This window comes from Nonomuraea sp. NPDC050783 (assembly GCF_040802095.1).
Lineage (GTDB): Bacteria > Actinomycetota > Actinomycetes > Streptosporangiales > Streptosporangiaceae > Nonomuraea.
In genome coordinates this window covers 304,644-322,027 of the sequence record NZ_JBFAHK010000001.1, presented here as the reverse complement: position 1 = coordinate 322,027, position 17,384 = coordinate 304,644, and the positions used below count along the sequence as shown (strand labels likewise).

General features: G+C 72.3%; 17 protein-coding genes. 4 read left to right on the top strand and 13 right to left on the bottom strand.

Features of this window, described 5'->3' with window-relative positions; genetic code table 11:
• Positions 1-59: 59 nt before the first annotated feature.
• Together purE and AB0H75_RS01515 are read right to left on the bottom strand one after the other, a co-directional pair.
• Positions 60-551 (bottom strand): 5-(carboxyamino)imidazole ribonucleotide mutase, encoded by a 492-nt coding sequence (purE, locus tag AB0H75_RS01520; RefSeq protein WP_367788159.1) that lies wholly within the window; start codon positions 549-551, stop codon positions 60-62.
• Positions 548-1,696, bottom strand: coding sequence for a 5-(carboxyamino)imidazole ribonucleotide synthase (locus AB0H75_RS01515; RefSeq protein ID WP_367788157.1), 1,149 nt, complete (start codon positions 1,694-1,696; stop codon positions 548-550). The genes purE and AB0H75_RS01515 overlap by 4 nt, the downstream gene beginning before the upstream one ends.
• 258 nt (positions 1,697-1,954) lie before the next feature.
• Between AB0H75_RS01515 and AB0H75_RS01510 the strand changes: the two genes are divergently transcribed.
• On the top strand, positions 1,955-2,437 hold the full coding sequence (locus tag AB0H75_RS01510) for a GtrA family protein (RefSeq protein WP_367788155.1): 483 nt from the start codon (positions 1,955-1,957) through the stop codon (positions 2,435-2,437).
• Here the strand turns inward: AB0H75_RS01510 and AB0H75_RS01505 are convergent.
• The 10 genes from AB0H75_RS01505 to AB0H75_RS01460 all read right to left on the bottom strand — a co-directional run bounded on the left by AB0H75_RS01505 (position 2,421) and on the right by AB0H75_RS01460 (position 10,503).
• Positions 2,421-3,698, bottom strand: a complete 1,278-nt coding sequence (locus AB0H75_RS01505; RefSeq protein ID WP_367788153.1) for an ATP-binding protein — start codon at positions 3,696-3,698, stop codon at positions 2,421-2,423. The two genes, AB0H75_RS01510 and AB0H75_RS01505, sit on opposite strands and share 17 nt — an antisense overlap.
• A 4-nt stretch (positions 3,699-3,702) precedes the next feature.
• Positions 3,703-4,371, bottom strand: coding sequence for a response regulator transcription factor (locus tag AB0H75_RS01500; RefSeq protein WP_043620820.1), 669 nt, complete (start codon positions 4,369-4,371; stop codon positions 3,703-3,705).
• Positions 4,372-4,557: 186 nt separating this feature from the next.
• Positions 4,558-5,508, bottom strand: a complete 951-nt coding sequence (locus AB0H75_RS01495) for an NAD-dependent epimerase/dehydratase family protein (RefSeq protein WP_367788150.1) — start codon at positions 5,506-5,508, stop codon at positions 4,558-4,560.
• 81 nt (positions 5,509-5,589) lie between these two features.
• Positions 5,590-6,081 carry a bacterioferritin gene (gene bfr, locus AB0H75_RS01490; RefSeq protein WP_367788148.1) on the bottom strand — a complete coding sequence of 164 codons (492 nt, stop codon included), beginning with the start codon at positions 6,079-6,081 and terminating at the stop codon, positions 5,590-5,592.
• A gap of 21 nt (positions 6,082-6,102) precedes the next feature.
• Entirely contained in the window at positions 6,103-6,279 is a 177-nt protein-coding gene (locus tag AB0H75_RS01485; protein ID WP_080042937.1) for a bacterioferritin-associated ferredoxin, read from the bottom strand.
• Between the two features lie 118 nt (positions 6,280-6,397).
• A complete protein-coding gene (locus AB0H75_RS01480; protein ID WP_367788146.1) occupies positions 6,398-7,018 on the bottom strand; it encodes an MBL fold metallo-hydrolase in 621 nt (206 codons plus the stop codon).
• Positions 7,015-8,103, bottom strand: a complete 1,089-nt coding sequence (locus tag AB0H75_RS01475; RefSeq protein WP_367788144.1) for an S-(hydroxymethyl)mycothiol dehydrogenase — start codon at positions 8,101-8,103, stop codon at positions 7,015-7,017. Before AB0H75_RS01475 ends, AB0H75_RS01480 begins: the two co-directional genes overlap by 4 nt.
• A gap of 15 nt (positions 8,104-8,118) precedes the next feature.
• A complete protein-coding gene (locus AB0H75_RS01470) occupies positions 8,119-9,090 on the bottom strand; it encodes an adenylate cyclase regulatory domain-containing protein (protein WP_367788142.1) in 972 nt (323 codons plus the stop codon).
• Positions 9,087-9,599, bottom strand: coding sequence for a PH domain-containing protein (locus tag AB0H75_RS01465; protein ID WP_367788140.1), 513 nt, complete (start codon positions 9,597-9,599; stop codon positions 9,087-9,089). Before AB0H75_RS01465 ends, AB0H75_RS01470 begins: the two co-directional genes overlap by 4 nt.
• Positions 9,600-9,645: 46 nt before the next feature.
• Positions 9,646-10,503 carry a biotin--[acetyl-CoA-carboxylase] ligase gene (locus AB0H75_RS01460; protein WP_367788138.1) on the bottom strand — a complete coding sequence of 286 codons (858 nt, stop codon included), beginning with the start codon at positions 10,501-10,503 and terminating at the stop codon, positions 9,646-9,648.
• Between the two features lie 33 nt (positions 10,504-10,536).
• On the opposite strand from AB0H75_RS01460, the gene AB0H75_RS01455 reads away from it, so the two are divergent.
• The 3 genes from AB0H75_RS01455 to AB0H75_RS01445 are packed head-to-tail and all read left to right on the top strand — an operon-like array spanning position 10,537 to position 14,719.
• Positions 10,537-12,741 carry an FdhF/YdeP family oxidoreductase gene (locus tag AB0H75_RS01455; protein WP_367788136.1) on the top strand — a complete coding sequence of 735 codons (2,205 nt, stop codon included), beginning with the start codon at positions 10,537-10,539 and terminating at the stop codon, positions 12,739-12,741.
• Positions 12,738-13,580 carry a formate dehydrogenase accessory sulfurtransferase FdhD gene (gene fdhD / locus AB0H75_RS01450; protein ID WP_367788134.1) on the top strand — a complete coding sequence of 281 codons (843 nt, stop codon included), beginning with the start codon at positions 12,738-12,740 and terminating at the stop codon, positions 13,578-13,580. Before AB0H75_RS01455 ends, fdhD begins: the two co-directional genes overlap by 4 nt.
• Before the next feature lie 56 nt (positions 13,581-13,636).
• Complete coding sequence (locus tag AB0H75_RS01445; protein ID WP_367788130.1) at positions 13,637-14,719, top strand: epoxide hydrolase family protein; 1,083 nt, start codon at positions 13,637-13,639, stop codon at positions 14,717-14,719.
• A 50-nt stretch (positions 14,720-14,769) separates the two neighbouring features.
• Here AB0H75_RS01445 and AB0H75_RS01440 read toward each other — a convergent pair whose 3' ends face one another.
• Positions 14,770-17,346, bottom strand: a complete 2,577-nt coding sequence (locus AB0H75_RS01440; protein ID WP_367790455.1) for a phosphoenolpyruvate carboxylase — start codon at positions 17,344-17,346, stop codon at positions 14,770-14,772.
• Positions 17,347-17,384 lie beyond the last annotated feature (38 nt).

Genomic DNA, 17,384 nt, shown 5'->3' with positions numbered 1-17,384 from the left:
CCGCACCGGCCCTGTGGCCGCCCGCGCGTAACCGGTCGCGGCGCCGGGCGAGGGTGCGGCTACAGCTCCTTCGCCTCCGCCCGCAGCCGCTCGCCCTTCTCGTACGCCTGCTCCTTCAACCGCACCTGGAACTCCTCCATGCGCTCGCGCAGGCCGAGGTCGGAGGCGGCGAGGATGCGCACGGCCAGCAGCCCGGCGTTGCGCGCCCCGCCCACCGCGACGGTCGCCACCGGCACCCCGGCCGGCATCTGGACGATGGACAGCAGGGAGTCCATGCCGTCGAGGTATTTCAGCGGCACCGGCACCCCGATGACCGGCAGCGGTGTGACGGAGGCCAGCATGCCGGGCAGGTGCGCGGCCCCGCCGGCGCCCGCGATGATCACCTTCAGGCCGCGGGAGGCGGCCTGCCGGCCGTACTCGATCATCTCGGCGGGCATGCGGTGGGCGGAGACCACGTCCGCCTCGAACGGCACCCCGAACTCGGCGACGGCCTCGGCCGCGGCCTTCATCACCGGCCAGTCGGAATCCGACCCCATGACGATACCAATCATGTGTACTCCCCTGTCATGAGGTGGACGGCGGCGTGGCGGGCGCGGGCGCGGACCTCGTCGAGGTTGGAGCCCAGGGCCGTGACGTGGCCGATCTTACGGCCGGGACGCACCTGCTTGCCGTAGAAGTGCAGCTTGATGCCGGGATCGTGGGCCAGCACGTGCTCGTAGCGCTTGAACAGGTCGGGGTCGTCGCCGCCGAGCAGGTTGGCCATGACGACGGCCTGGGCGGTCATCGTGGGCGAGCCGAGCGGCAGGTCGAGCACGGCCCGCAGGTGCTGCTCGAACTGCGAGGTGCGGGCGCCCTCGATCGTCCAGTGGCCGCTGTTGTGGGGGCGCATGGCCAGCTCGTTGACCACGAACCCGGAGGCGGTCTGGAACAGCTCCACCGCCATCACCCCGGTGACGCCCAGCTCGTGGGCGATGGCCAGCCCGATGCGCTGGGCCTGCGCGGCGTCCTCAGGGTCGAGGCCGGGCGCGGGGGCGAGCACCTCGACGCAGATGCCGTCCTTCTGGACGGTCTCCACGACCGGGTAGCTGACGCCCTGGCCGTGCGGCGAGCGGGCCACCACGACCGCCAGCTCCCGCTGGAACGGCACGAACGCCTCGGCCATCAGCGGCGCCCCTGAGGCGAACGCCTCCTCCGCCCCGGCCGGGTCGGCGCACACCCACACGCCGCGGCCGTCGTAGCCGCCGCGCACCGCCTTGAGCACCACCGGCCAGCCGTGCCGCTCGGCGAAGGCCGACACCTCGGCGGGGGACGACACCCGCGCCCAGGCCGGGCAGGGCACGCCGATGGCGCTCAGCCGCTCGCGCATGACCGCCTTGTCCTGGGCGTGCACGAGCGCCGCCGCCCCCGGGTGCACGGCGTGGCCGTCGGCGATGAGGGCCGCGATGTGCTCGGTCGGGACGTGCTCGTGGTCGAAGGTGATCACGTCGCAGCCCTGGGCGAACTCCCGCAGCACGTCGAGGTCGCGGTAGTCGCCGATGCGGGTGTCGACGATCACCCTGGCCGCGCTCTCGTCGGGCGCGTTGGCCAGCACCCGCAGCTCGACGCCGAGCGCGATGGCGGGAGGCTGGCACATCCGGGCCAGCTGACCTGCGCCGACGATGCCGACGACCGGACCGATGGGGCGGTAAGCACTCACGCCAGGTGAGCTTACCGGGGCACGCCGACGACCACCCCACCACCTGCCCGCCGGGAGGCCGCGGATCCCGCCGGGCACGGCAGTGACCTTCGGAGCGGGGTAAAGCTCACCTTCCGGACCTGCCTCCTATATCCCGGCATTTCATATGTCTGTCTTTACGGGGTAAGTTCAACCGTCTGACACCGGCCCTACGCGACGGCCGGTACCCTGGGGTGATCGAGCTCGCCCAGGACTCGAAGAAGGGACCGGAACACCGACGTGAAAGCCGTCAAGCGCCTCTACGGGCGGTTCTCGTCCCTGGTCCACGAGCTGGCCAAGTTCGGCAGCATCGGGGCGGTGGCCTTCCTCATCGACACCGGGCTGCTCAACCTCTGCCACGTGGCGCTGGGCCTGGGTCCGCTGACGTCGAAGGTCGTCGCGACGGTCATCTCCACCACGTTCGCCTACCTGGGCAACCGCTACTGGACCTTCCGCCACCGCGAGCAGACCGGGCTCGGGCGCGAATACTTCCTGTTCTTCCTGCTCAACGGCATCGCGCTGCTGTTCGGCATGCTGACGATCGGCTTCACCTCCTACACCCTCGGCCTGGAGGACCCGCTCAGCGTCAACATCGCCAACATCGTCGGCGTGGGGCTCGGCACCCTCTTCCGCTACTGGTCGTACAAGAAGTGGGTCTTCCTGGAGGCCACCGAGCCCATCCCGGTCGAGCTGCCCGAGCCGGGCGTCACGCAGGACCGCTGACCACCCGGTTGCGGCTGTCCTGCTCCGCCGGCCGCAGGAAGAGCGCGAAGGTCGCCGGCCGCCGCCGCACCAGCTCCAGCCGGCCGCCGTCGGCCGCCGCCAGCGCCCGCGCCAGCGTGAGGCCGAGGCCGGTGCCGCCGCCGCCGCTGACGTTCCGCTCGAAGATCTTGGGGGCGATCTCGTCGGCGATGCCGGGGCCCTCGTCCGCGATCTCGACCACCACGTAGTTGTCGCCGAAGGTGCTGGTGACGGTGACCGCGCCGCCGCCGTGCCGCAGCGAGTTCTCCAGCAGGGACGCCACCACCTGGCCGAACCCGCCGGTGGTGGCCATGGCCTTGAGCCCGCGCGAGCCCTCCAGCCGCAGGGCGCGACCGGCGTCCTTGAACACCGGCTCCCATTCGGTGACCTGCTGGACGAGCACCTCGTCGATGGCGATCGGCTCGGCCTGGGCGTGCCGCTGGCGGCGGGCCGCGGCCAGCAGCTCGTCGATGACCGCGGTCAGCCGCTCGGCCTGCACGATCGCGGCCTCGCCCTCCTCGCGGACGACCTCGGGCTCGCCGGCCGAGGCCACGATCTCCTCCAGGCGCATGGTGAGGCCGGTCAGGGGGGTGCGTAGCTGGTGGGAGGCGTCGGTGGCGAACTCGCGCTCCCGGGTCAGCAGGTCGGAGATGCGGGCGGCGCTGCGGTCGAGCACCTGGGCCACGCGGTCGAGCTCGGGGATGCCGTAGCGGTGCCGGCTCGGCCGCGCGTCCCCCGAGCCCAGCCGTTCGGCGATCTTCGCCAGGTCCTGCAGGGGCAGCGTCAGGCGGCGGGACTGCACCACGGCCAGGCTCACGGCCACCGCCAGGGCGGCGACCGCCAGGGCGACGATGAGCAGCAGGCGCGCCCGCACGTCGCGCTCGACCTGGTCGCGGTCCCGGCTGATCCGGACGTAGACGCCGGTGTTGGTCTGCGCGTCCTCCGTCATGAGGTGACCGGACGCCGGAGCGGTGCCGACGACGGTCACCCGGAGGGGGGTTCCGCGTTCCCAGATCTGGATGTATCTACCCGGGTACTTCTGTTCCAGTTGCTGAGGGTCGAGCGGCGTCTCCTGGACGCGGGCGTACTCGACCTCTCCCACGAGACGTTTGGCTTCCGCCCCGAGCTCCTGAGCCGCCTCGTCGACGATCAGGCGGCTCACCACGACGCCCAGGGGGACCCCCAGCAACAGGACCGCGATCACCGCGACGACCAGGGTGGAGGTGAGCAGTCGACGGCGCATCCGCCTACTCGCGTTCGAACCGGAAGCCGACTCCCCGGACGGTCGTGATGTAGCGCGGCTTGGCGGCGTCGTCGCCGAGCTTGCGCCGCAACCAGGAGATGTGCATGTCGAGCGTCTTGGTGGAGCCCCACCAGTTGGTGTCCCACACCTCGCGCATGATCTGCTCGCGGGTGACCACCTTGCCGGCGTCGCGGACCAGCACGCGCAGCAGGTCGAACTCCTTGGTCGTCAGGTGCAGCTCCTTCTCCCCCATCCAGGCGCGCCGGGAGTCGGCGTCGATGCGCACGCCCTGCACGACGGGGGTTTCCGAGGTGCCGCGGCGCAGCAGCGCCCGCACCCGGGCCAGCAGTTCGGCCAGCCGGAACGGCTTGGTGACGTAGTCGTCGGCGCCGGCGTCGAGGCCGACGACGGTGTCCACCTCGTCCACGCGGGCGGTGAGGATCAGGACCGGGGTGCCGTGGCCCTCCGCGCGGATGCGGCGGGCCACCTCCAGGCCGTCCATCTCGGGCAGCCCTAGGTCGAGAACTATGAGATCGATGCCGCCCGACAGGGCCCGCTCCAGTGCTTGCGGGCCGTCGGGGCTCACCTCGACCTGATAGCCCTCGCGGCGCAACGCACGCGCGAGCGGCTCGGAGATCGAGGTGTCATCCTCGGCGAGAAGTACGCAGGTCATGGAGCGATCGTAGGACCTTAGGCGATCGTTTCCCGGGCACAGCGCGCGGTTTGACTCGTCGTTGACCTATCCATTGACCTGGGCAAACACGACTAAAATACGGTTGGTCGTGATTAAATTGCCGCGTTTTCCGGCAGAAGGTGATCGGCTCATCATGCCCGCCGCCGAGTTTTCCAACCCTGTCATTCAAGAATCGCCGTAAACGGCGGAGTCCGGAATATCGGAAGCGACGGCCTCGAAGCCCTTCCGCCACGACGGGTACGCGGGCGTCCAGCCGAGATCCCGCCGCGCGTGCCGGTTGTCGGCGCCCCGCGCGGCGGGGTCGCGCGGCGTGTCGCCCCCGGGCGTCCCGGGCACCCCGGGCACCCCGGACGGCACGGGCGGCGGGGGCGCGCCGACGGCGCGGCAGAAGGCGGGCAGCCAGTCGCGGGCCGGGGCCGGCTCGTCGTCGCAGACGTTCACGGGCCCCGACGGCCAGCGCAGCGCCTCGACGGCGGCGGCCGCGGCGTCGTCCACGTGGACGAAGCTCGTCACGTCGGCGTTCGCCACCAGGGCGCCCTCCCTGGCCTGGCGGGCACGCAGGCCGCGCGGCTCGAACCAGGTGCCGGGCCCGTAGAGCATGCCGTAGCGCAGCACGACCCATTCGGGCAGCTCGCGGGCCGCCGACTCCAGCGCGGCCACGGCGGCGACGGTGCTGCGGCGCGGCTCGGGCGCGTCGAGGTCCAGCGGGACGGCCTCGCCGGCGGGGTCCTCGCCCGGCACGTACGTCCAGCAGATGCTCTGCGCGACGATCTGGCGCACCCCGGCGGCCAGGGCCGCGTCGACCAGGTTGCGGGTGCCCTCGGTGCGGATCCGGGCGTTGGCCGCCAGGTCGTACCCGGTCAGGTCGGTCAGCTGGTGCATCACCACGTCGGCGCCCGAGCCGCGGACGGCGGCGGCCAGGGCGGCGGCGTCGTAGGCGTCGGCGCGCACGGGCGTGGCGCCGAGGTCGCGCAGCAGGCCGAAGCGCCGCTCGTCCCGGGTGGTGGCGACCACCGCGTGGCCGGCGGCGACCAGCAGCGGGATGATCCGGCGGCCGAGCACCCCCGCGCCGCCGGCCAGGAAGACACGCAGGCCGGATGCGTTCTCGCTCGTCATGCCGTCCACGTTAGGGGCCGGGCGGTCTCCGGTAGCGGGCCACTTCGCGGAAGTTCTCCCGGACCACTCCGGCGCCGGACGCTAGTAGTCCTTGTCCTTGTCGCGGCCGGTGGCGTAGCGGGCGAGGTAGAGCTGGATGCCGAGGCTGTTGATGAGGTCCAGCTCGGTCTCCAGGTAGTCGATGTGCTCTTCCTCGTCGCGCAGGATGTCCTCGAAGATGTTGGCCGAGGTGATGTCGCCCTTCTCGCGCATGAGCTGGATCGCCGGGCGCAGGCGCTGGACGACCGACATCTCCACCTCCAGGTCGGCGCGGAGCTGCTCCTCGACGGTCTGTCCGATGTGCAGGGTGCCGAGACGCTGGTAGTTGGGCAGCCCTTCGAGGAAGAGGATGCGGTCGGTGAGCCGCTCGGCGTGGCGCATCTCCTCGATGGACTCGTCGCGGGTGTGCTTGGCCAGCTTGGTGTATCCCCAGTTCTCCTGCATCTTGGCGTGCAGGAAGTACTGGTTGATCGCGGTGAGCTCGGCGGTGAGCTGCTCGTTGAGCAGCTCGATGATCTGCTTGTCGCCCTGCATGGCGGGCCCCCTGCTATCCGGCTATGCGGTCGTCAGTTCTTCAGACCGTTTCAGGATCGCACAGATCTTCCGCACACATCGGGCACAGTCCCCACCAGCCCCAGTAGTGTCGCGAATCTGCTTCGCGCTCTTCGCCCCGGCGGCGATGCAGTCGTGCACCTCGTTCTCGGTCACAGCACGACAAATACACACATACATCCGGGAGTGGCCTCTCACGCAGGGACGGATGCCTTAGGTAAGGCACACCTAAGATAGCTCACTATGGTTAGGCTTGCCTATGTTAGGTGGGCCACAGTGAGCTACCTCCCGGTGATCGTCAGTGGCCGCGCGCGATCCACTCCTCCAGGTGCGGGGCCTCCGCGCCGATCGAGGTGGACTCGCCGTGCCCGGTGTGCACCACCGTCTCCGGCGGCAACGTCAGCAGCCGCTTCCTGATCGAGTCGATGATCGTGTCGAACGACGAGTACGAGCGCCCGGTCGCCCCCGGCCCGCCCCTGAACAGGGTGTCACCGCTGAACAGCGCCCCCAGGTCCGGCGCGTGCACGCACACCGCGCCCGGCGAGTGCCCCGGGGTGTGCAGGATCTCCAGCGCGCAGCCGCCCACCTCGACCCGCTCGCCGTCGGACAGCGGCTCGTAGCCGACCTCGTCGCCGTACTCCTGCTCCCACAACACCTGGTCGGCCGGGTGCAGCCGGATCGGGGCGCCGGTGCGGGCGGCCAGCTCGCGGGCGGCGTTGATGTGGTCGTTGTGGGCGTGGGTGCACACGATGGCCCTGACCGTGCGGCCGCCCACCCGCTCGGCGATGGCGGCGGCGTCGTGGGCGGCGTCGATGACGACGACCTCCCGGTGGTTGCCCACCAGCCAGACGTTGTTGTCGACGTCCCAGGTGCCGCCGTCGAGGGAGAACGTGCCCGAGGTGATGACGCGGTCGATCACCGGAACGTCACCACCGAGCGCAGCACCTCGCCGCGGTGCATCTTCGCGAACGCCTCCTCGACCTGGTCGAGGGCGATGGTCTCGGACACGAACTTGTCCAGCGGCAGCCGGTTCTGCAGGAACAGGTCGATCAGCATCGGGAAGTCGCGGGAGGGCAGGCAGTCGCCGTACCAGGAGGACTTCAGCGCGCCGCCGCGGCCGAAGACGTCCAGCAGCGGCAGGTCGATGCGCATCTCCGGGGTCGGCACGCCCACCAGCACCACCGTGCCGGCCAGGTCGCGGGCGTAGAACGCCTGCTCGTAGGTCTCCGGCCGGCCGACCGCCTCGATCACCACGTCCGCGCCGAACCCGCCGGTCAGCTCGCGGATCGCCTCGACCGGGTCCGCGGAGCGGGAGTTGACCGTGTGCGTGGCGCCGAAGCCGCGCGCCCATTCCAGCTTGCGGTCGTCCACGTCCACCGCGATGACCTTCGCGGCGCCGGCCAGCGAGGCGCCCAGGATCGCCGCGTCACCGACGCCGCCGCAGCCGATCACCGCCACGCTGTCGCCGCGGGTGACCCCGCCGGTGTTGATCGCCGCGCCGATGCCGGCCATCACGCCGCACCCCAGCAGGCCCGCGACCTGCGCCGGGGCCTCGGCCGAGACCTTCGTGCACTGCCCGGCGGCCACCAGCGTCTTCTCCAGGAACGCGCCGATGCCCAGCGCGGGCGACAGCTCGGTGCCGTCCTTGAGCGTCATCTTCTGCCGCGCGTTGTGGGTGTTGAAGCAGTACCAGGGACGGCCGCGCAGGCAGGCGCGGCACTGGCCGCAGATCGCCCGCCAGTTGAGGATCACGAAGTCGCCCGGCGCGACCTCGGTCACGCCCTCGCCCACCGCCTCCACCGTGCCCGCCGCCTCGTGGCCGAGCAGGAACGGGTAGTCGTCGCTGATCCCGCCCTCCCGGTAGTGCAGGTCGGTGTGGCAGACGCCGCAGGCCCGCACGTTCACGACCGCCTCGCCCGGCCCCGGGTCCGGCACGACGACGGTTTCGAGTGAGACTTCCTGACCCTTGCCCCGGGCGACGACGCCCTGCACTTCGTACGGCATGGCAGCCATCTTGTGTCAGGAGGATGATCTCCGCAAGACATAGGGCTGCACCACGCCGAGCCCTCTCGCCGGGCGTCTCCTCATCTTGTGCAGCTCGTGCCCGGCGGGGTCGCCGGCCAGCTCCTCGGCCAGGGCGGCGTCCACGAGCACGGTGCGGGGCCGGGCGATCGCGGTGAGCCGGGCGGCCAGGTTGACCGTGGTGCCGAACACGTCGCCCATCATGGGCACCACCGGCCCGTACGCCAGCCCGATGCGCAGCTCGTCGGCCTCGATCAGGTCGAGCGCGATGGCCGCCGCCTGGCCCGCGGTCGGCGCGGTGAACAGCACCTCGTCGCCCAGGGTCTTGACCAGCCGCGCGCCGTGCGCGGCCACCACGTCCGAGGCCCGCGACTCGAACCCCTCCACCAGCCCGGCCAGCGCCCGCTCGTCCAGCTCGCGCGCCCGCCGGGTGAAGGACACCAGGTCGGCGAAGCCCACCGCCATCGGCACCCGGGTCGGCAGCGGCTCGTCGTTGAGGTCGGCCAGGGCCAGCAGCCGGGTGCCGGCCGCGGCGAGCTGGGCCCGCCAGACGTGGATGAGCACGCGCTCGAAGTCGGGGAGCATGCCGCGCGCGGCGTCGAGCATCGTGGCCAGGTGCTCGTCGCCGGGCTCGGGCGGCAACATCGCGCTCGTCATGATCTCGGCCTGCCACTGCGCCAGCCTGGCCGTGGTCTGGCCGAGCGCGCGGGCCATGCGGACCGCCGTCTCCTCGTCCAGCAGGCCGGTGTCGAGCATGTGGCGGACCCGGGAGAGCGCCTTGACGTCGGCCTCGGTGAAGGCCACGGCGTCGTCGGCGCGCTGGGCGAAGCCGAGGGCCCGCCAGATGCGGGCCGCCAGCTCCTGCGGCACGCCGCTCAGCCGCGCCACCTCGGCCCTGGTGTAGCGCGGCGGCAGGCCGACGAGCAGGCGTTCGATCTCCTCGGCGGTGGGCCGGCCCCGGGTGCTCAACGGCCGTCGATCTCGCCGTCCGAGGCGTCCTCGACGAGCCGGAACAGGTCGGTGCGGACGTCCTGGATGTGCGGGATGTCGCGCAGCACGATCTCGCCCCGCTCGCCCGCGGACTCGACGGTCAGCGTGCCGCAGCCGAACAGGCGCTCGACCAGGGTCTGGTCGGAGCTGACCGTGTTGACCTTGGCGATCGGGATCTCGTCGGTGGACTTGTTGAGCACCCCGCGGCTGATGGTGAAGCGGTGGGTGGTGAGCACGTAACCGGTGTTCTTCCAGCGCAGGTAGGGCGCGAACGACCAGATCGTCAGCAGGACCAGCGCGATCACGACGACCGCGGCCCGGGCGTAGAGGGTGTACTGCCACTCCGGCGGGATCAGCCACAGCGCCGCGCCCGAGACGGCGGCGACGAGCACGAGGGCGACGAACGGCCCGGCCAGCCGCTTCCAGTGCGGATGGAAGGACCGGATGCGCCGCTCACCCTGCGTCAGATGGTGGTCGGGAAGGGTCATGGCGCACATGGTCCCACCAACGCCGCCCAGGGGCCACGCCGATGCCTCATTCCGCGGGCCGCACGTGCACGACGTCGCCGGCGCTGAGCGTGTAGCGCCGCCCGCCGCCCTCGCCCGCACCGGTGCCCGCGTCCCCGGCCTCGCTCTCGACCTGGAGGTGGCCGGCGGCGTCGATGCCGGTCGCCTTCCCGATCAGCACCGACTCGCCGGGCAGCTCCACCCGCACCCGGCGGCCCACGGTGGCGCTGGCCGCCAGGTACGCCGGCCGCAGCCCGCACGCCTCGGCGTCGCCGCCGGCCGCCGTCCACTCCTGGTAGTGGCTCTCGACCTCGCGCAGCACGGCCCGCAGCAGCGGGTCGCGGTCGAGGCAGGCCCCCTCCTCGACGGCCAGCGACGTGGCGGTGGCGACCGGCAGCTCATCGGCGCGCAGCGAGACGTTCAGCCCCATGCCGACCACCACCGCGTCGTCGGCCCGCTCGGCCAGCACGCCGGCCAGCTTGCGCTCGCCGATCAGCAGGTCGTTGGGCCACTTCAGGCGCACGTCCACCTCGGCCAGCCGGCGCACGGCGGAGGCGGCGGCCACGCCGTACAGCAGGGGCAGCCAGCCCAGCGCGGCCACCGGGACGCGCGGCCGCAACAGCACCGAGAACGTCAGCCCCGAGCGGGGCGGCGCGGTCCAGGACCGGCCCAGCCGCCCGCGCCCCGCCTCCTGCGCCTCGGCCACCAGCACCGTGCCCTCGGCGGCGCCCTCCTTCGCGGCGCCGGCGAGGTCGGCGTTGGTGGAGCCGGTACGCTCCACGACGGTGACGCCCGTCCACAGGCTGCCTGGGCGGACCAGGGCGCGGTTGAGCGCCGTCGCGGACAGCGGCGGGCGGTCGAGGTCGGAATAACGCGAGTCGGGCATCCCCCTATCTTGGCAGCGAGGGAGGATGGAGAGATGAGCAAGCGTCTGGATCCGCGTAACTGGGCCTCCTGGCGGCCGTTCGGGTTGGGGCTGCGCAAGCCGAACAACTACCTGGAGCTGTGGAAGGCGTTCAAGTCGGTCAAGGGCCGCAGGCGGTACGCCTGGCGGATCCTCAACCAGGGCACCTGCGACGGGTGCGCGCTCGGCACGCAGGGCATGCGCGACTGGACCATGGACGAGATCCACCTGTGCAACATCCGGTTGCGGCTGCTGCCGCTCAACACCATGCCCGCCCTGGACGTCTCGCTGCTGCGCGAGGTGTCCGGCCTGGCCGGCCGGCGCAGCGCGGAGCTGCGGGAGCTGGGGCGGCTGCCGTACCCGATGCTGCGGCGGGCGGGCGAGCCCGGCTTCACCCGCGTCTCGTGGGACGAGGCGCTGCGGGTGGCGGCGGAGGGGCTGCGCGGGGCGCGGTCCGGGACGTACCTGACCAGCCGCGGCGTGCCGAACGAGAACTACTACGCGGCCCAGAAGGCGGTGCGCGCGCTCGGCACCAACAACGTGGACAACGCGGCCCGCATCTGCCACTCGCCGTCCACGGTCGCGCTCAAGCAGACCATCGGCGCGGCGGCCACGACCTGCTCGTACACCGACTGGATCGGCTCGGACCTGATCGTCTTCATCGGCTCGAACCCGTCGAACAACCAGCCGGTCGCGATGAAGTACCTCTACCACGCCAAGAAGGCCGGCACCCGGGTGGCGATGGTCAACGCCTACCGCGAGCCCGGCATGGACCGCTACTGGGTGCCGTCCAACGCCGAGTCCGCGCTGTTCGGCACGAAGATCACCGACGAGTTCTTCGGCGTGAACGTGGGCGGCGACATCGGCTTCCTCAACGGCGTGCTCAAGCACCTGATCGAGCACGACTGGGTGGACAAGGAGTTCGTCGACCGGCGCACCAGCGGCTTCGAGGACGTGCGCCGGGCCGTGGCCGGGCAGTCGTGGGAGGAGCTGGAGGCGCTGTCGGGGGCGTCGAGGGAGGAGATGTTCCGGCTGGCGAAGCTGCTCGGCGAGGCCCGCTCGGCGGTGCTGGTCTGGTCGATGGGCATCACCCAGCACGCCTACGGCGAGGACAACGTCCGCGCGATCGTCAACCTGGCGCTGGCCCGCGGGTTCGTGGGGCGGGACAAGTGCGGGCTGATGCCCATCCGGGGGCACAGCGGCGTGCAGGGCGGGGCCGAGATGGGCGCGTACGCGACCGGCCTGCCCGGCGGCCTACCCATCACCCCGGAGAACGCCGCCCGCTTCACCGAGCTGTGGGGCTTCGAGGTGCCCGGCACCCCCGGCCTGACCGCCACCGACATGATCGACGCCGCCCACCGGGGCGAGCTGGAGGCGCTGATCTCCTCCGGCGGCAACTTCCTGGAGGTGCTGCCCGACCCGGCCTACTGCCGGGAGGCGCTGTCGCGGCTGCGGCTGCGCGTCCACATCGACATCGTGCTGTCGTCGCAGATGCTGGTGCCGGGCGCGGGCGACGTGCTGCTGCTGCCCGCCCAGACCCGCTACGAGATGGTCGGCGGGGTGACCGAGACCTCCACCGAGCGGCGGATCATCTTCTCGCCCGAGGTGGAGGGGCCGCGGATCGGCGAGGCGTGGCCGGAGTGGAAGATCTTCGGCGAGCTGGCCGCCCGGGTCCGGCCCGAGGTCGCGGCGAAGGTGCGCTTCACCGGCACGCCGCAGATCCGGGCCGAGATCGAGCGGGCCGTGCCGTTCTACGCGGGCATCGCGGGCCTGTCGCGCTTCGGCGACAACGTGCAGTACGGCGGGCGGCACCTGTTCGCCGACGGCCGTTTCCAGACGCCCGACGGGCGCGGCCGGTTCTCGGCGGTCGAGCCGCCCGCGCTGGAGCGGCCGGACGGGTCGTTCATGGTGGCGACCCGGCGCGGCAAGCAGTTCAACAGCATGGTCCACGAGCGGCGCGACGGCTTCAACGGGGCGGTGCGCGAGGCGGTGCTGATGAGCGCGTACGACGCCGACCGGCTGGGCCTGGCCGACGGCGCGCCGGTCGAGCTGCGCTCGGGCGAGCGGACGTACCGGGGCCGGGTGCTGCGGGCGCCGCTGATGCCGGGCAACCTGCAGATCCACTGGCCGGAGGGCAACGTGCTGCTGGACGAGAGCCGGCGCTCGCCGCAGGCCCGCATCCCCGACTACAACGCCCTCGTCACCGTGCGGGCGCTGTGAAGACCCGGCCCGGCCCCACCACGCGGGCCCGCGTCCGCGAGCTGAACGGCTCCTCCGCCCGCGAGCGCCGCGACGACCTGGCCACCGAGGAGCCGCTGGAGATCCGGCTCACCGCGCCCGGCGGCGAGCGGCGCACCGTCGCGATCACCATGCGCACGCCGGGCCACGACTTCGAGCTGGCCGCCGGGTTCCTGCACGGCGAAGGGCTGGCCCGGCCCGGCGACATCGCGGCGATCGCGTACTGCACGGACGAGGACCTGCCGCCGCAGGCCCGCTACAACACCGTCACCGTGCGGCTGCGCGGCCCCGTCCCCGACCTGCCCGCGCTGGAGCGGCACTTCCTGACCTCCAGCGCGTGCGGCGTCTGCGGCTCGGCCAGCCTGGACGCCCTGCGCGACCGCTGCCGGCCGCTGCCCGACGGCTCGCTGAGGCTCTCCCCCGGCGTCCTGTACGGGCTGCCGGACGCGCTGCGGCGGGGTCAGGGCGTGTTCGGCAAGACCGGCGGCCTGCACGCGGCCGGCCTGTTCACCGGGGACGGCACGCTGGTGGGGGTGCGCGAGGACGTCGGCCGCCACAACGCCGTGGACAAACTGACCGGCTGGGCCGCGCTGACCGGCCGGCTGCCGCTGAGCGGCCACGTGCTCATGGTGAGCGGCCGGGCCAGCTACGAGATCATGCAGAAGGCGCTGGCCGCGGGCATCGCGGTGGTGTGCGCGGTGTCGGCGCCGTCGTCGCTGGCCGTGGACCTGGCCCGGGAGTTCGGCATGACGCTGGTCGGGTTCCTGAGGGGCGAGCGGTGCAACATCTACGCGGGCGAGGAGCGTATCGCAGTGGAATGAATCATTCCGTTCTGCTATTCTTGGAACAGAACGAACCGTTCCGAGAGGATGTCGCCATGACCGCCATCACCCCCTTCCGCGTCGAGATCCCCCAGGCCGACCTCGACGACCTGCGCGACCGCCTCGCCCGCACCCGCTTCGCCGACGAGATCCCCGGTGCCGAGCAGGGCGTCGGCGTCGAGCGCGTACGACGGCTCGTCGAGCACTGGCGCGACCGGTTCGACTGGCGGGCCCTTGAGTCCCGGCTGAACGCCCACCCGCAGTTCACCACCGAGATCGACGGGCAGAACATCCACTTCCTGCACGTCCGCTCCGACAACCCCGACGCCCTGCCGCTCATCGTCACCCACGGCTGGCCCGGCTCGATCATGGAGTACCTCGACGCGATCGAGCCCCTCTCGCGCCACTTCCACCTGGTCGTCCCGTCGCTGCCGGGCTACGGCTTCTCCGGCCCCACCCGCGAGCTGGGCTGGAACAACCAGCGCATCGCCCGCGCGTGGGCCGAGCTGATGTCCCGCCTCGGCTACGACCGCTACGGCGCGGCCGGCAACGACGGCGGCTCGATGATCTCCCCCGAGCTCGGCCGCCTCGCCCCGGAGCACGTGGTGGGCGTGCACGTCACGCAGGTCTTCTCCTTCCCCTCGGGCGACCCGGCGGAGCTGTCGGGGCTGAGCGAGGAGGAGCAGGCGGCGCTGGCCGTGCTCGACTGGTTCTGGAAGGAGAAGGGCGCCTTCAACATCCTGCACTCCCAGCAGCCGCAGACCCTCGCCCACGCCCTCGCCGACTCCCCCTCCGGCCTGCTCGGCTGGCTGGCCCAGCTCTTCGACGAGGACATCGACGACGACTTCGTGGTGGCCAACGCCGCCATCCACTGGCTCACCGGCACCGCCGGCTCGGCCCTGCGGCTGTACTGGGAGAACGCCCGCATGGAGCAGCCCAAGGAGCCGACGACGGTGCCGCTCGCGCTGGCGATGGCCGAGGGCGACTTCGCCTCCATCCGCCGCTTCGCCGACCGCGACCACACCGCCATCGTCTCCTGGAAGACCCTCCCCGCCCCGGCCCACGGCCACTACACCGCCCACACCGCCACGGAAGCCCTCACCTCCGACATCATCACCTTCTTCACGAACCTGAAGTGATCCCCGTCGAAGGCGCCGCGCTCACCCGCGACAAGGGTGAGCGCGGCGGGTCAGCCCGTGTTCTGGAGGCCCGCGGCCACGCCGTTCACCGAGAGGAGCAGGAGGGTGGACAGGCGGTCGCGTTCCTGGTCGGAGGGGTTCTCGGTGCGCAGGGCGCGCAGGGCGCGGAGCTGGAGGTGGGACAGGGCGTCCACGTACGGGTCCCGGAGCTGGACGGCGCGCGAGAGGACCTTGCGGTTCTCCAGCAGGCGGGTGTGGCCCGTCACGCGCAGCACCAGGTCGCGGGTGCGGTCGTACTCCTCCATGACCTGCTGGGCGAAGTCCTCGCGACCGCCGAGCGCCAGGTAGCGCTTGGCGATCGAGCGGTCGGTCTTGGCCAGCGACATCTCGGCGTTGTCGAGCATCGCGTTGAACAGCGGCCACTCCGCGTACGCCGCCCGCAGCTCGTCCAGCGAGCCCACCGACGCCAGGCCGGAGCCGAGGCCGTACCAGCCGGGCAGGTTGACCCGGGTCTGCGCCCAGGCGAACACCCACGGGATCGCGCGCAGGTCGTCCAGGGAGCGCGGCGCGCCGAGGCCGCGGCGGGCCGGGCGGGAGCCGAGCCGCAGCGTGCCGATCTCCTCCAGCGGGCTGACCAGGGCGAACCACTCGGGGAAGCCCGGAGCCTCGGTCAGCGCCCGGTACGCCTGCTCCGACGCCACCGCCACCTGCTCGGCCAGCCCGCGGAAGCGCTCGGCGGCGGCCGCCGTGCGCTCGCCGACGACGGGCGAGGAGGCCAGCAGGACCGCGTTGGTGACCTGCTCCAGGTGGCGGCGGGCGATCGCGATGTGGCCGTAGCGGGCGAAGATGACCTCGCCCTGCTCGGTGACCTTGAAGCGGCCCGCGACCGAGCCCGGCGCCTGCGCCAGCACCGCCCGGTTGGCCGGACCGCCGCCGCGGCCGAGCGCGCCGCCCCTGCCGTGGAACATGCGCAGCTTGACGTCGTGCTCGGCGGCCCAGGCGGTCAGCGCCTCCTGGGCCTCGTACAGGCGCAGGGTGGCCGCGGCCGGGCCCAGCTCCTTGGCCGAGTCGGAGTAGCCGAGCATGATCTCCATGCGCCGGCCGTTGTCCGCCAGGCGACGCTGGACCTCCGGGATCTCCAGCATGCCGCTGAGCACGCGCGGCGAGTTGGCGAGGTCCTGGCCGGACTCGAACAGCGGCACCACGTCCAGCACCGGGGCACGCTCGCCGAGCGCGTGCCGGGCCAGCTCGTGGACGGCGGCGATGTCGTCGGCCGAGCGGGTGAAGGACACCACGTAGCGGGAGCAGGCGGTGGTGCCGAAGCGCTCCTGGATCCAGCCGATCACCCGGATCGTGGCCAGGACCTCCTCGGTGCGCTCCGACAGCTCGCCGCCGGCCCGCAGCTCCTCCAGGGCGCTCGCGTGGACCTGGGAGTGCTGGCGCACCTCCAGCTCGGCCAGGTGGAAGCCGAACGTCTCCACCTGCCAGATGAGGTGCTGCAACTCTCCGTACGCCTGCCGGGGCGCGGACGCGGCCAGCGACTCCTGCGCCAGCCGCAGGTCGGCCAGCAGCTCGGCGGGCGAGCGGTAGGCCAGGTCGAGGTGGCGCCGCTGGGTGGCGGCGATGCGCGCGGCCACGTACAGCAGCCACTGCCGGTGCGGCTCGCGCGGCGAGCGGGTGGCCAGCTCGGAGACGATCTCCGGGTGGGCCGCCACGACCGCCGCCAGCGCCGAGCGCAGCTGCGGCGAGCACGGCGCGAGCTGGGCGGAGGCGGTCAGCGTGCGGGCGATGCGCGAGCAGGCGGCCTCCAGCGCGGCCAGCACGTGGTCGGACTGGATCTGGATGGTGTCGCGGGTGACCTTGGCCGTCACGTACGGGTTGCCGTCGCGGTCGCCGCCGATCCAGCTCCCGTACCGGATGAAGGGCCTGGCCTGCGGCGGGCGGGTGCCGGTGCCGGGGTCGAGCGCGGCGTCGAGCGCGCGGTAGACCTGCGGCACCATGCGGAAGAGGGTCTCGTCGAAGGCGGCCATCGCGGTGCGCACCTCGTCGAGCGGGTCGAGCTTGGTCGAGCGGAGCTGGGCGGTGCGCCACAGCAGGTCGATCTCCTCCAGCATGCGCCGCTTGGTCTCGGCGCGCTCGGAGGCGCCGCGGCCCGGCGCGTTGTACTCGGTGAGCTGGTGGCTGACGCGCTGGATGGCGGTGACGACGGCCCGCCGGCGCGCCTCGGTCGGGTGCGCGGTGAGCACCGGGTGCAGCTCCAGCCCTTCCAGCAGCTCGGTCACGCGCTCGTGGCCCAGCTCCTGGACGGCCTGCGCCAGCGACTCGCGCTGGACCCTGCCCTCGGCGTCCCGCTCGCGCAGCGTGCGGATCCTGTAGTGCTCCTCGGCCAGGTTGGCCAGATGGAAGTAGCAGGTGAAGGCGCGGGCGACCTCGACCGCCCGCTCGATCTCCCAACCTGCGACCATGTCGGTGATCACGTCGGCCGAGATCTCGCCTCTGCGCGCCGCGATCACGGCCTTGCGCAACCGTTCGACGTCGGCCAGCAGGTCTTCCCCGCCCTGTTCGGCGAGCACCTGGCCGAGCAGCTTGCCGAGCAGCCGCACATCGTGGCGCAGCTCGTCCGGCATCTCCGTCACGGCCGCACTGCGACGTTCAAGCCCCTGGT

Coding starts and splice junctions, on each gene's coding strand:
- purE (WP_367788159.1), bottom strand. CDS start 551: ATGATTGGTATCGTCATGGGGTCGGATTCCGACTGGCCGGTGATGAAG.
- AB0H75_RS01505 (WP_367788153.1), bottom strand. CDS start 3,698: ATGCGCCGTCGACTGCTCACCTCCACCCTGGTCGTCGCGGTGATCGCG.
- AB0H75_RS01500 (WP_043620820.1), bottom strand. CDS start 4,371: ATGACCTGCGTACTTCTCGCCGAGGATGACACCTCGATCTCCGAGCCG.
- AB0H75_RS01495 (WP_367788150.1), bottom strand. CDS start 5,508: ATGACGAGCGAGAACGCATCCGGCCTGCGTGTCTTCCTGGCCGGCGGC.
- bfr (WP_367788148.1), bottom strand. CDS start 6,081: ATGCAGGGCGACAAGCAGATCATCGAGCTGCTCAACGAGCAGCTCACC.
- AB0H75_RS01485 (WP_080042937.1), bottom strand. CDS start 6,279: ATGTATGTGTGTATTTGTCGTGCTGTGACCGAGAACGAGGTGCACGAC.
- AB0H75_RS01475 (WP_367788144.1), bottom strand. CDS start 8,103: ATGCCGTACGAAGTGCAGGGCGTCGTCGCCCGGGGCAAGGGTCAGGAA.
- AB0H75_RS01465 (WP_367788140.1), bottom strand. CDS start 9,599: ATGACCCTTCCCGACCACCATCTGACGCAGGGTGAGCGGCGCATCCGG.
- AB0H75_RS01460 (WP_367788138.1), bottom strand. CDS start 10,503: ATGCCCGACTCGCGTTATTCCGACCTCGACCGCCCGCCGCTGTCCGCG.
- AB0H75_RS01455 (WP_367788136.1), top strand. CDS start 10,537: ATGAGCAAGCGTCTGGATCCGCGTAACTGGGCCTCCTGGCGGCCGTTC.
- AB0H75_RS01445 (WP_367788130.1), top strand. CDS start 13,637: ATGACCGCCATCACCCCCTTCCGCGTCGAGATCCCCCAGGCCGACCTC.
- AB0H75_RS01440 (WP_367790455.1), bottom strand. CDS start 17,346: ATGCCGGACGAGCTGCGCCACGATGTGCGGCTGCTCGGCAAGCTGCTC.